The sequence below is a fragment of the Pseudomonas kilonensis genome (assembly GCF_001269885.1).
GTDB classification, from domain to species: domain Bacteria; phylum Pseudomonadota; class Gammaproteobacteria; order Pseudomonadales; family Pseudomonadaceae; genus Aquipseudomonas; species Aquipseudomonas kilonensis.
The window spans coordinates 84,220-97,317 of the sequence record NZ_LHVH01000020.1; the positions used below are offsets into that span (position 1 = coordinate 84,220).

The 13,098-nt window shown below is 62.0% G+C and carries 10 protein-coding genes; 6 read left to right on the forward strand and 4 right to left on the reverse strand.

Annotated features, from left to right (window positions below; all coding sequences use genetic code 11):
• Window positions 1–40: 40 nt before the first annotated feature.
• Together AD662_RS14040 and AD662_RS14045 are read right to left on the reverse strand one after the other, a co-directional pair.
• The gene (locus tag AD662_RS14040; RefSeq protein ID WP_053188088.1) at window positions 41–691 is read right to left on the reverse strand and encodes a response regulator transcription factor; all 651 of its coding nucleotides are present in this window, start codon (window positions 689–691) and stop codon (window positions 41–43) included.
• A complete protein-coding gene (locus AD662_RS14045) occupies window positions 688–2,139 on the reverse strand; it encodes a sensor histidine kinase (RefSeq protein ID WP_018613366.1) in 1,452 nt (483 codons plus the stop codon). Before AD662_RS14045 ends, AD662_RS14040 begins: the two co-directional genes overlap by 4 nt.
• A gap of 765 nt (window positions 2,140–2,904) precedes the next feature.
• Here AD662_RS14045 and AD662_RS14050 point away from each other — a divergent pair.
• On the forward strand, window positions 2,905–3,846 hold the full coding sequence (locus tag AD662_RS14050) for a LysR family transcriptional regulator (RefSeq protein ID WP_018613364.1): 942 nt from the start codon (window positions 2,905–2,907) through the stop codon (window positions 3,844–3,846).
• A gap of 27 nt (window positions 3,847–3,873) precedes the next feature.
• Here AD662_RS14050 and AD662_RS14055 read toward each other — a convergent pair whose 3' ends face one another.
• Window positions 3,874–4,884, reverse strand: a complete 1,011-nt coding sequence (locus AD662_RS14055; RefSeq protein WP_139213181.1) for a GlxA family transcriptional regulator — start codon at window positions 4,882–4,884, stop codon at window positions 3,874–3,876.
• 207 nt (window positions 4,885–5,091) lie between these two features.
• Between AD662_RS14055 and AD662_RS14060 the strand changes: the two genes are divergently transcribed.
• The 5 genes from AD662_RS14060 to AD662_RS14080 all read left to right on the forward strand — a co-directional run bounded on the left by AD662_RS14060 (window position 5,092) and on the right by AD662_RS14080 (window position 10,950).
• Window positions 5,092–6,099, forward strand: coding sequence for an ABC transporter substrate-binding protein (locus AD662_RS14060; protein WP_018613361.1), 1,008 nt, complete (start codon window positions 5,092–5,094; stop codon window positions 6,097–6,099).
• Between the two features lie 111 nt (window positions 6,100–6,210).
• Window positions 6,211–7,203: a helix-turn-helix domain-containing protein gene (locus AD662_RS14065; RefSeq protein ID WP_053188091.1), complete on the forward strand. Its 993-nt coding sequence runs from the start codon at window positions 6,211–6,213 to the stop codon at window positions 7,201–7,203.
• Between the two features lie 70 nt (window positions 7,204–7,273).
• The gene (locus AD662_RS14070) at window positions 7,274–8,206 is read left to right on the forward strand and encodes a SphA family protein (protein WP_053188094.1); all 933 of its coding nucleotides are present in this window, start codon (window positions 7,274–7,276) and stop codon (window positions 8,204–8,206) included.
• 12 nt (window positions 8,207–8,218) lie between these two features.
• The gene (locus AD662_RS14075; protein WP_053188097.1) at window positions 8,219–9,466 is read left to right on the forward strand and encodes an MFS transporter; all 1,248 of its coding nucleotides are present in this window, start codon (window positions 8,219–8,221) and stop codon (window positions 9,464–9,466) included.
• Window positions 9,467–9,492: 26 nt separating this feature from the next.
• Window positions 9,493–10,950 (forward strand): amidase, encoded by a 1,458-nt coding sequence (locus tag AD662_RS14080; RefSeq protein WP_053188100.1) that lies wholly within the window; start codon window positions 9,493–9,495, stop codon window positions 10,948–10,950.
• A 537-nt stretch (window positions 10,951–11,487) separates the two neighbouring features.
• On the opposite strand, the gene AD662_RS14085 is transcribed toward AD662_RS14080, so the two are convergent.
• Window positions 11,488–12,975: an aldehyde dehydrogenase family protein gene (locus AD662_RS14085; RefSeq protein ID WP_018613351.1), complete on the reverse strand. Its 1,488-nt coding sequence runs from the start codon at window positions 12,973–12,975 to the stop codon at window positions 11,488–11,490.
• Window positions 12,976–13,098: the final 123 nt, after the last annotated feature.

A 13,098-nucleotide genomic window follows, 5' to 3' on the forward strand; every position in this document is an offset into this window, starting at 1 on the left:
CGTCCAATGGGCCCGCCAAGTATACGTGGGTATGAACTTTCTACTGCTCGCCACGCAATTCAAGTACCTGGGCCATGCGCACCAGATCGGCGAACGAACGTGCGCACATTTTGCGCATGGCTTGGCCGCGGTGAATCTTGACCGTGATTTCACTCAAGCCTATTTCCCCGGCGATCTGCTTGTTCATCAAGCCAGACGCTGCCAGCGCCATGACCTGCTGCTCCCGGGGCGTCAATGTGGCGTAGCGATCAATAAGTTGCTGGTGGCTGCGTGCTGACTCGTGTCGCAGCCGGTCCTGCTGATGAGCGGCGGCTACGGCATCGATCAGGTCCTGCTCGCGAAACGGTTTGGCGAGGAAATCCACGGCACCGGCCTTCATTGCCCGCACGGTCATGGCGATGTCACCGTAACCGGTCATGAACACGATGGGCAGGTGAACGTTGGCCGCGGCCAGTTGGCGTTGGCAATCCAGGCCGCTGGCACCTTGCAGCCGCACATCCAGTACCAGGCAACTGGGCAGGTCGAGCCGGGGATGGTTCATGAATTGCGCGACCGAACCGAACAAATGGACCTGCAGGCCGATGGAGCGCAGCAGGCTGCCGAGGGATTGGCGCAGCGGTGCGTCGTCGTCGACGATGTAGACGACGGGGGCATCGCCGATGACAGGGTGGGTGGTGTGTGTGGGGTTCATTGGGTGTTCTCCGCCAGGGTGATGCAAGCGAGCAGCGGCAGCGCGAACCTGAACGAGGTGCCTTGGTCGGCTTCGCTGGTCGCCCAGAGCCTGCCGTCATGGAAATCGATGATGGACCGGCAGATGGAAAGGCCCATGCCCAGGCCGTTTTCCTTGGTGGTAAAAAACGCATTGAACAAGGACGGCAGGACCTCGGGAGCAATGCCGGTTCCGTGGTCGGTCACCTCCAGCAGCGCTTCGTCATCCTCTGTCCATGTGCGTATGTGCAGGATTCTTGCGTGTATCTTGACCCCGTCCATGGCATGACAGGCATTGATGATCAGATTGATGATCACTTGCTGCAGTTGCACCCGGTCTGCGCTGACCTGGCCGTCCGTCGCCGCCAGGTCCAGCTTCGCCCGGACTTTATGATGAGCCAGTTGCTGCTGGACCAGGTTCAGGGTCTCGCGGACGATGTCGTCCAGCCGTTCGGGCTGGCGCAACGGGTCGCACTTGCGCGACAGCGCCCTGATACCGCTGATGACCTCGCTGGCACGACAGCCGTTGGCGACGATCCGGTCGAGGCAATCCAGGGCTTCATCGAGATCAGGTTCCGGACGTTCGAGCCATCGGCGGCAGGCCTCGCCGCTGCTGGTGATGGCCGTCAGTGGCTGGTTGACCTCGTGGGCAATGGACGCGGCCATTTCCCCCAGGGAGGTCAAGCGAGTGACGTGGGCCAGTTGGCTCTGGGCGCGGAACAGTGCTTCTTCGGACAGCTTGCCGGCGGTGACGTCCATGAGTGCGCCGAGGTACTGGAAACGGCCATGCTGGACGAGCAGTGGACTGGCGATCATGTGGATATGCTTGATACGCCCATCAGGCATCAGCAGGCGCAGCTTGACCTCTATCTGTGGTTCGCCGCCGGCGGCCTGCAAGAAAACCCCGCGTGCCAACTCCAGGTCCTCAGGGTGGGTGCGCTCCAGCATCATCGACACCGTCGGTGTTTTGCTGGGTGGGTATTCGAAGATCCGTGCCGATTCCTCCGACCAGGACATCTCTTTCCGATCACCGCGAAAGCCCACGCTGCCGGTCTGGCTCAGGCGCTGGGCGCCGATCAGATAGGCCTCGTTATGCCGCAGGCTGTCGGACGCCTGCTTGCTGCGCAAGGCCAGGAACGCGATGGCCGACAATGCGGTCAGGCAGCGAAAGAAGCCGGTGGTCGATTCCCAGCGGTGATAGCCTCCGTTGTACAAGAACATCGCGGTGAGCAGGAACATGCTCATCAGCGCGACGGCGATCACCAAGTTGATTGAAAACAAGTTGGCCGCCATCAACAACAAGGTGATGTACAGCAGAGTCGGGGCCAGGTCGGAATGGGTTTCGGAGTTGATGATGACAATTCCGCAGGCCACCACCAGGCCTACCAACCAGCCGAGGGCGTTGACCAGCGGGTGGGTGCTGATGCCCATCGACGGTCGCGGCCCGCTCTGGCATGGGGTGTATCGAAGGCTGTCATAGACGTTCTTGAGCATCGCGGAGGGTAGGGGCACGCTGGCAGACCTTCTGTTTTTACGGGGTCTCGCTCTGGGATGTCGGGGAGACAGAGCATCGATTCGTATCTTAGAAGCGGCCCTTTGTCTGAGGTAGGACATAAAACCCTGAAATCCCGCCAAGTCGCGCCTAAGAGAGGGGCCGCTGCGCAGCCCAGCGGGAGCAAGCTCTCATGGAACAAATTACAACTTGCTGATTTTTAATAAAAAAATTTCTGCTGAAATAAATCGGCCATGTGTCTCAGGTAGGTAAGAACACTCCCTTTGTGGCGAGGGGATTTAGCGAAACGTCGCACCGCCCCGCTGGGCTGCGTAGCAGCCCCCAAAACCAGGCAACTCGGTGTGCCAGGAAGATTGAGTTGACTGCTTTAGGGCCGCTGCGCGCCCCAGCGGGGATAAATCCCCTCGCCACAGGGCCTTGTTCCCTGCGCGACAGCGCAGCGTCGAAGACGCGGCGGGGACTCCCTCGCCACAAACGGCGCTGTTCGCCACGGGCCCGGGTGTATACCGAAGTATTGATGACGCCGCCCAAAGGGTGAGTCGAGTGTCCCCATGTACGACAGACACTGGCCCGCCCCGGGGATTAGGCTTTCAACACCTCGTCGCCGCCGTGCCTTGATGAAGGGCCTAGGTGGTGATCTTGTTCACTTCTGACTCAATGGCCTGGCGCCTGAGGCGATGACTATGATGAACAGAAATGACTTGCGTCGTGCTGACATCAATTTGCTGGTGGTTTTCGAAACCATGATGCACGAGCAAAACGTTACCCGCGTCAGCGAAAAGCTGTTTCTCGGCCAGCCAACGATCAGCAGTGCCCTGGCGCGCTTGCGGTTGATGTTCGATGATCCGTTGTTCATCCGTTCGGGACGGCTGATGGAGCCGACCTCCCGGGCCCAGGAAATCTTCTCCAATCTGTCGCCGGCGCTGGACGGCATCGCCGCCGCCTTGAGCCTTTGCCAGGCGTTCGAGCCGTCCACCAGCGAGGCGACCTTCCATATCGGGCTGTGCGATGACGTCGAGTACGCATTGCTGCCGGAGCTGTTACGCCGCCTGCGGGCCGAGGCACCCGGCACCACATTGGTGGTGCGTCGGGCCGACCAATGGCAGTTGTCCCAGCTGTTGGCCAGCGGTGAGATTTCCCTGGGAATCAGCCCAACCTTGGAACTGCCGGCCAATGCCCGACGCAAGCTGCTGCGGCCGATTCGGCCGATGCTGTTGCGCGCCGATTCGCAGCCCGGTGAACTGACGCTGGACGAGTTCTGCCGTCGGCCCCATGCGATTGTGTCGTCCATGGGCAATGTTATCGATGACTCGGACCGCGCGTTATGCCTGATGGGCCGACAGCGGCGGGTGGTGTTGACCGTGCCGCAATTCAGCGCCTTGCCCGTGCTGTTGGCCCAGAGCGACATGATCGCCATCGTGCCGGATTACGTTGCCCAGGCGATGGCGGTGACGACCGGCATGAGGGCGCAAGCGGCCCCGATCTGCTTGCCACAGCACGAGCTTTCCATGGTCTGGCGCGGCGCCTCGCACAATGATCCGGGGGAGCGGTGGCTGCGTTCGCGTTGCAGCGCGTTCCTGGCCGAGCAGGCCGACCCGCGGGAGCATTCGAAGAGAGTGGCCTGACGGGACCGTACCCTAAGGGGTTAGTGCTCAGCGGGAAAACCGGTTGCGATACTCCCGGGGGGAAATCGAGAGATGGCGCTGGAAGGTGTGACGCATTCGTTCTTCGTCACCGAAGCCGCAGGACCGGGCGATCTGGTCGATGTTGCGCTGGGAGTCTTCGAGCATTCGACGCGCGGCTTCAAGGCGGAACATCTCGACGGCTTTGGCCGGGGTTCGTCCGGTCTGGCGTTTGTAGACCCGGGCAAAATTGCGTGGGCTCATCCTTGCCTGGCGGGCCAGTCGTTCGACGGTGAGGTTGTCGTCATCCAGGTGTTCGGTCATCCAGGCGTGCAGTTCGTCGAACCCGGCGCTGTCCTGCATCTGCAACTGCAGCAGTTGGCTGAACTGCGCTTGTCCGCCGGGGCGCTTGAGAAACACCACCAGCTCACGGGCCACCTGCAGGGACACCTCGCGCCCACAATCGGCTTCGACCAGTGCCAGGGCCATGTCGATGCCGGCGCTGACACCGGCCGAGGTCCACACGGCGTCCTGCTGGATGAAGATCGCGTCCAGGTCCACTGTAATCGACGGGAAGCCGCTCTTGAGCATGTCGCACATGGCCCAATGGGTGGCCGCGCGGCGTCCGTCCAGTAAACCAGCCTGGGCCATGAGGAAGGTGCCGCTGCATACCGATGCGGTACGCCGGGCCTTGACCGAGGCTTTGCTCAGCCATTGCACCAGGTCGACACAGTCAATCATCGCCTGCCGTATGTCCGGTGCGCCAGGCACGATCAACGTATCGATGAGCGTCCCGTCGAGCTCGTGCAGGGCACGGGTATCCACGACCAAGCCTTCGGCGGTCTGCATCAATCCGCCTTCCAGGCTTGCGGTGTGCAGGGTGTAGCCGGGCAGGCCGCGTTCAGTCATGGCTTTGGTGGCGGCCCAGAAAACGGTCTGGGCACCGGTCAGGTCCAACAGGCCCATCTGCGGATAAGCCAGGAATACCAGTGTGCGCGGTTGGGAAATGGACTCGGCGGCGATGCCGACCTCCAGGGTCATCTCGTTCATGATCGCTTCGCGCTGGGTGTTCGTCAGGGAGGTATGCAAGATTATCAAGTGATCGTACCCGTGAGTGCGATTTCATGGGTTCGGATGCCGAACATTTAGGTGCTATTGATATGCCATTAAGGTATTTAAATTAACATTCTTATAGCTTTAAAGTCGTTGTCTTCAGTCTTTTTCACTTACTGTGAGGTTCATCAGACCATGGCTTTCAAGCGTTCTGCGCTCACCTTGTTGGTTTCCCTGGCGGCCACTGCGCTGCTCAATCCCTTGGCCCACGCCGAAGGCAAGATCAGCATCGCCCAGCAATTCGGTATCGGTTACCTGATCCTCGACGTGGTGCGTGACCAGCAGTTGATCGAGAAACATGGCAAGGCCCAGGGCCTCGATATCAAGGTGGACTGGAACAGCATTTCCGGCGCAACGGCGATGAACGAAGCCTTGCTGACCGGTGCCCTGGATGTGGTGTCGGCGGGCGTTCCGCCGATGCTGACGATCTGGGATCGGACCCGCGGCAAGCAGAACGTCAAGGCCATCGCCTCGCTGGGGTCGATGCCCAACTATTTGCTGACCAATAACCCGAACGTGAAAAGCCTCAAGGACTTCACCGACAAGGACCGGATCGCTGTCCCGGCGGCAGGTGTGGGGTTCCAGTCGCGCACGCTGCAGATCGAAACCGCCAAGGAGTTCGGCAACGATCACTTCAAGAAATTCGACGACATCTCGGTCAGCCTCCCGCACCCGGATGCGACGGCGGCGCTGATCGCCGGTCAGTCAGAAATCAATTCGCACTTCTCCAGCCCACCGTTCCAGTACCAGGCACTGCAAAGCCCCAACGTACACAAGGTGCTCAGCTCCTATGATGTGCTGGGCGGGCCGGCGACGTTCAACGTGCTCTACACCACGGAAAAATTCCACGACGAAAATCCCAAGACCTACAAGGCGTTCTACGACGCCCTGGTGGAGGCGCAAGGCATTATCAAGGCCGACAAGCCGGCCGCTGCCCAGACCTACATCCGCGTAGAGCAGTCCAAGTTGCCGCTGCCGCTGGTGGAAAAAATCGTCACTGACCCCGAAATCGACTTCACCGTCGTCCCGCAACGCACCTACATCTATGCGCAGAAGCTGCACGAACTGGGCGTGCTGAAAAACCAGGCCGACAGCTGGAAGGACTATTTCTTTGAAGAGGCCCATGCCGGTGCCGGCAGTTGAGTCCTGAGCGATTATCCGTTTTCGGCACAATTGCCCGACCGGCCCACGGGGCGGAATGGAACTTGCCTGAGCTTTGACCCGTATGCCCTGGAATCATCAAAGGTCGGGTCAATGAACAACTCCAACATGGCGCAGCCAGCGATCTCGTCGGACCTGTTGCCGACGCTGCCGATCAATCGGTTCCGCACCGCAGACATCGACGAGCACGCCCGCAACATGGGTGGCTGGCAGGTTTGCTATGACCAGTTGACCCCCGGGCGTTTCGAAGGCGAGTTGATCGAGTTCCGCTCGGAGTGGATGCAACTGGTGCGCGACCGCTCTAATCAGGCACTGACCAAGCAAGGCATGGCCTGGGAGGGCGCCATCACCTTTAGCGTGCCGCTGAGTGCCGATGGGCCGGTCTTTTGCTCCGGGCACCCGATTATCGAGCCCAGCCTGTTGGTCGCCCGTGGCCAGAACCTGCCCGAGCTGCGCACACCCCAGCATCTCGACCTGCTCAGTGTCGCCATCGACGAGCAGGCGTTGGAGCATGTGCTGGAACGACAGGGCAGTCGCTTTCGAATTACCGATCTTCCCAAGTGTTACCGTCTCGGCAACTCGACGCTGCCCGCCGAGCTGGCGGCGTTGTTCGATGAGCTTGAAGGCGGCGAGCAGGGGCGTGACTCGTTACTGGGTTACGAGTCGATCCGCCGTGGCCTGCGTGACACGGTGATGCTGCACATACTGGAACTGGTGGCACCGGATGAGGCGCCGCCGCTCAACCCCACGGCGCGCAAGCGCATGGTCGACCGCGCCCGGGAATATGCCTTGACCCATGTCGATGAGCCGCTGTCGATCCTCGACCTGTGCAACCACATCGGTGCCAGCCGACGAAAACTGCAGTATTGCTTCCAGGAGACGCTGGGTATCAACCCCGTGGCCTATTTGCGGGCGTTGCGCCTCAATGCCGTGCGTCGTGAACTGCGCAGCGGCGGCCATGCCCAAGGTGTACAGGAGGTGGCGGCACGCTGGGGCTTCTGGCATTTGAGCCGGTTTTCCAGCGACTATCGAGTGTTGTTCGGCGAGACGCCTTCACAAACCCTGCGTCGCACGCATCTGTGCTGAAAACGGATAACGGCTGACCGGCCGGCTCCCTAGGATGACCCCTACACCACATGGTCGGGAGGGGCATTCGATGAATCAGAAGAATAAAACCAACGTCTTGCGCTGTACTGGGTTAACCCTGGGATTGATCGCTGTCTGTGGCGCTGCCCATGGCACCGAAAACGGCGCGCCGACCACGGCGGTCGGGGTCTACGATTTCGGCGCGGGCATGATGCCGCCGGCCACGCCCTTCGGCACTGTCGGCCTGCGAACTGCGTTCTATTCGGCCAACGTGCAGAAAGATCGCCACGGCAAGTCTGCGGACAACAATTTCTCCCTGGATGTCTTGTCCATCGGCGTCGCCTACATGCGCATGACCGATTACACCGTGCTGGGCGCCAAGTACGGCTTCGGCGCCGTCGTGCCGTTCTTCCAGATGGACGCCTCGCTACAGGTGCAGACGCCTGTCGGTCCGCTGGACCTCGCGGCCGACCCGTTTCGCCTGGCTGATATCCAGGTGCTGCCGGTGATCTTGCAATGGACCCTTTCACCGAATTTGTTCGTCAATGCCCAGTTCCAGATCCAGGCCCCCACAGGCGACTACGACAAGGATCGCTTGATCTCGCCGGGCCTCAACCACTGGACCTTCTCGCCGATCCTCAACGCCACCTACATCTCCGACAGCGGCTTCGAAGTGTCTTCCAGCTTCGAAGCCGACATCAACACGCGCAACCACGCCACCGACTACAAGAATGGCGTCGAGTACCGCCACGAGTTCGCCGTGGGTCAACACGTTGGCCCGTGGACCGTGGGCGTGGGCGGCTATTACTACCGGCAATTCACCGATGACGATGCGCCGGGCCTGGAAGCGGGCAATCGTGCCCGGGTGTTGGCGGTCGGGCCGGCGGTGAGTTACTTCAAGCCCGGCATGCCGCCGATATGGCTGCATGTCTACAAGGAGCTCGATGCGCGCAACCGCGCCGAGGGCTACACCACGGCGCTGCGTATTTCTCAAAGTTTCTAAAAGGGGCTCGCCATGAACCAATCAAGTTCCGTTTCAACCGCGGCCAGTCCGTCCCGCCAGGCCAGTTGGCGTGAAGGGCTGGTGCTGATGCTGGGCAGCAGCCTGACGATCATGGGGGCGGTGATGGTCACGCCCATCCTGCCCAGGTTGGGCGCCGAATTCGGCCCCCTGGAGCCGCGCGCCGATCTGCTGGTGCCGTTGGCGATAACCGGTCCGGCTTTGGCGATTGCCGTGTGCGCACCGTTGGCTGGCTGGTTGGCCGACCGCGTAGGGCGCAAAGCCTTGCTGGTGATTGCCACGGTGCTCTACGCCTTGCTCGGTGCGCTGCCGGCCATGCTCGACAGCCTGCCTTCGATTGTCGGTGCGCGGCTGTTGTTCGGGTGCACGGAGGCGGCGGTGATGACCTGCTGCGCAACCTTGATCGCTGACTATTGGCAGGGCGAGGAGCGGTTGCGCTACGTCAATCGGCAGGTGGTGACTATTGGCCTGGTGGGGGCGCTGTTTTTCGTGGTGGGCGGGGTGCTCGGCGAGCACTCGTGGCGCACGCCGTTCCTGCTGTATTTGCTGCCACTGCTGCTGGTGCCGGTAATGATGAAAGTGCTCTGGGAACCGCCGCTGGCGAAGCTACAGAGGGTCGAGCAGAGCGTCGATGAGTCGGGACCGGCCAAGGTCGCCGTGCTGCAACTGCTGGTCGGCTACCTGATGATCCTGGGCGGCATGGTCCTGACGTTCATCATGCCGATCCAGGCGCCGATGCTGTTGGTCAGCCTGGGGATCACCTCCAGCACGATGATTGGCCTGGCCGCGGGGTTGAGCCTGTTGGCGACCCTGGGCGGTTCGCTGATGTGGCCGTTGCTGCGCCGCCGCTTCGGCATCGCCGGTTGCAACGCACTGTTGCTCGGCCTGATGGGCCTTGGGCTGTGGCTGCTGATGCGCGGGCAGAGCTACAACGCCGTGCTGGTGGCGGTATTCATCCAGGGCCTGGGGGCCGGGTTGCTGGTACCCAACGTGATGGCGCCGGTGATGAATGCCCTGACCGCCAGCACCCGCGGCCGAGGCTTGGGCGGGTTTACCTCGTGCCTGTACATCGGTCAGTTCGTCAGTCCGCTGGTGGTGGCCTTGGTGATTGTCTTCGCCGGTGACCTGCGTCACGCCATCCAGTGGCTGTCCCTGGCCAGTCTTGCCTTGGCGCTGCTCTGGGTCGTTGTCGGCCTGCGTGCACGCGGCCAGGGGCAGGCGCGCGCTGTCGGGTCACATTAATCGTCATGACACAAGGAACCTGAAACATGGGTATGCAAGACATCCACCACCTGATGGACATTGAAGATGCCACGGCGCTGGCCGAGTGGGTCAGGCGTGGCGAGGTTCAGCCCGGCGAACTGCTGGAAACGGCCATCGAGCGCCTGGAACGGGTCGAGCCGCAGCTCAATGCGGTGGCCGAGCGCTTGTACGATTCGGCCCGGGAGGCGGCGCGCAAGCCTCAGGCTGCACAAGGCCTGCTGGCCGGTGTGCCGACCTTGATCAAAGACCTGTTTTCACCGGTCAACGGCGCGGCGATGACTAACGGTTCGCGCGCGCTGGGCGACTGTCGTGCGGATTTTGATTCGGAAGTCGTCGCGCGGTTGCGGCGTGCCGGATGCCAGCTGATGGGCACCAGTACTTCTCCGGAGTTCGGCACTTCGTACTCCACCGAATCCGCGCGCTTGGGCGCCACCCGCAACCCCTGGAGGATCGATCATAGCGCCGGTGGCTCCAGCGGTGGCGCGGCGGCACTGGTGGCGGCCCGCGTGGTGCCGTTTGCCCACGGCAACGACGGTGGCGGTTCATTGCGCGTGCCGGCGTCTTGCTGTGGCGTGTTCGGGTTCAAGCCCAGCCGCGGCCTGATGCCGTCGGGGCCGATAATGGGCGAGGGCTGGGCGGGGATGGGCACGCCTCATGCGATCACTTTGTCGGTGCGCGACAGTGCGGCGTTGCTGGACGCCACCGCCGGGATGGACCTGGGCGCGCCGTACGCCGCGCCGATCCAGGCGTTGCCGTATGTGATGGCAGTGCAGGCTGATCCCAAGCCGCTGCGCATTGCCCTGGTCGAGCAGCTCGGGCCTTGGCCTACGTCACCCCAGAGCCTTCAGGCGGTGGGCGAGGCCGCGCGGTTGTGCGAGTCGTTGGGGCATCGTGTTGAATCGGTGAGCCTGCCGGTGGCGTTGCTGGAGTTTCTCGACCACGTGTTCAGCATTATTGGTGCAAGCACCCGTCGCTATGTCGACCTGCTGGGCCAGATGCGTGGGTTCGCCGTGCAGGCGGAAGAACTGGAGGTGCGGACCCGGATCATCCTGCGTGACAAGGGCAACGTCAGCGGCGCCCAATATGTCGCGGCGGTGGAATGGATTCATGCGCTGGGCCGGCAGTTGGCAGTGTTCATGCAGGATTACGACGTGATCCTGACCCCGGTCCTGACCCGTGAACCGATGCCGATTGGCGAACTGGATCTGCAGGATGTGTGCATGAGCCTGGATCAACTGCTTGAGCGCTACCACAGCTATGCGCCGTTCACTGCGTTGTTCAATGCCAGCGGTCAGCCGGCGATGTCAGTGCCATTGTCCTGGAGCGCCAATGGCCTGCCGATGGGGGCGCATTTTGCCGGTCGCTTCGGCGAGGAAAGCACCTTGCTGGCCCTGGCCGCCCAACTGGAACGCGCCCAGCCCTGGCGCGGCCGAGTCCCACCGGTCAACGCCTGCCGGCGTTAAAACTGTGGGAGCGGGATTGCTCGCGAAGGCGGCGTCAGATTCAGCATCATGGTTGACTGATGGGCCGCTATCGCGAGCAGGCTCGCTCCCACAGGGGATTTTTGGTGGTCGCGGATGGCTTGGGCGACTCGGAAAAAACTGTGGGAGCGAGCTTGCTCGCGATGGCGTTGGGTCAGTCGGCATCATGGTTGGCTGATAGTCCGCTTTCGCGAGCAGGCTCGCTCCCACAGGGGATCTTTGGTGGTCGCGGATGGCTTGGGCGACTCGGAAAAAAATTGTGGGAGCGGGCTTGCTCGCGAAGGTGTTGGGTCAGTCGGCATCATGGTTGGCTGATGGGCCGCTATCGCGAGCAGGCTCGCTCCCACAGGGGATTTTTGGTGGTCGCGGATGGCTTGGCGATTCGGAAAAAACTGTGGGAGCGAGCTTGCTCGCGATGGCGGCGTCAGATTCAGCATCATGGTTGGCTGATAGACCGCTATCGCGAGCAAGCTCGCTCCCACAAGGGGGCTCTGAGGGGTGTCCCAGAGCCCTTGAAGGTCAGTAGCGGATCATCACCGACTTCAGTTCGGTGTAGTCGTCGATGAATGCACTGCCGAATTCACGGCCTATCCCTGAAGATTTGCTGCCGCCAAAAGGCACCGCCGGGTCGAGCAGGGTGTGCATGTTCACCCAGACCGTACCAGCTTCGATCGCGGGGACCATGCGCAGGGCTTTGCCCAGGTCGTTGGTCCAGAGGCTGGCGCTCAGGCCGTAGGGGGTGTCGTTCATCAGTTCCAGCAACTCCTCCTCAGTGTCGTACGGGAAGAACGTGGCGATCGGGCCGAAGGTTTCTTCGTTGAGCAGGCTGTCGTCGCGGCGATTGGCGAGGATGATGGTTGGCTCGACATAGCAACCCGGTCCATCGATCAGCTTGCCACCGTGGACGATGGTGTTGTTCTGTGCGCGGGCCTTGGCGAAGAACTCCGCGAGTTTGTGCTGGTGCTGGCGGTTGGTTACCGGGCCGAATTCGGTGCGCTCGTCCAGGGGCGAGCCGATGGTGAGTTTGCTCAGGCGCTGGGCCAGTTTGTCCATGATCGACTCGATCTGCGAGCGATGGACAAAGAACCGTTCCGCTGCAGCGCAGATCTGTCCCGAATGCAGGAAGCCCGCCTCGATGATGCCGTTGACCGCCACCTCGGGGTCGATATCACGCAGGAACCCCGCCGCATTCTTCCCGCCCAGTTCCAAGGTTGCACGGGTCAACCCGGCGCCCATGGCCGCTTGGCCCACCGCCAGGCCGGTGGGCACGGAACCGGTGAATGAGACCTTGTTGGTGCCCGGGTGTTCGATCAGCCCTTTGCCCACCAGACCGCCACCGGTCAACACATTCAGGGCACCGGCTGGAAGGCCGGCCTCGATGGCCAGTTCAGCGATGCGCAGGATGGTCAGCGGGGTGAACTCGCTGGGCTTGATGATGATGCTGCAACCGGTCACCAGGGCTGAGGCCAGTTTCCAGATGGCGATCATGGTGGAAAAATTCCACGGCACGATGCCGACCACCACCCCGACCGGTTCGCGCAAGGTGAAGGCGGTGTAGCGTTCGCCTGCGAAGGAGGGCAGTGATGGGGTGATCGTCTCGCCGTTGATCTTGGTCGCCCAGCCCGCGTAGTAACGCAGGAAATGAGCGGCCTGATCGACTTCGAAGGCCCGGGAGATGTGGATGATCTTCCCCGACTGGCAGGTCTCGATCTGCGCCAGCTCTTCGCGGTTGCGTTCCAGCAGGTCCGCCAACTTGAGCAGCACATGGCCGCGGACTGCGGGTGCCGTTTGGGACCACTGCTTGAAGCCGCGGCGGGACGACTCCACCGCCGCATCAATGTCGCCGGGAGTGGCGTCGCTGACCTGGGCGATGACTTGGCCGGTGGCAGGGTTGACGACGTCTAGCGTCTGGCTGCTCTGGCTTTCGACGTAGCCACCGTCGATGAACAGGGCGTGATGTCTACCGAGGAAGGCTTCGACCTGAGGCAGCAGGGCAATATCGCTCATGAGGGTTTCCTGATCACGAATTAGGGAAAGCCCCGAGGGTAATCCCGGCAGGACCGTCCAGCTTGACTGTGCCTGCCGCGCCGTATGTCTGTGGCTGCCAGCCTGGGTGGTTGGCAGCCAGGA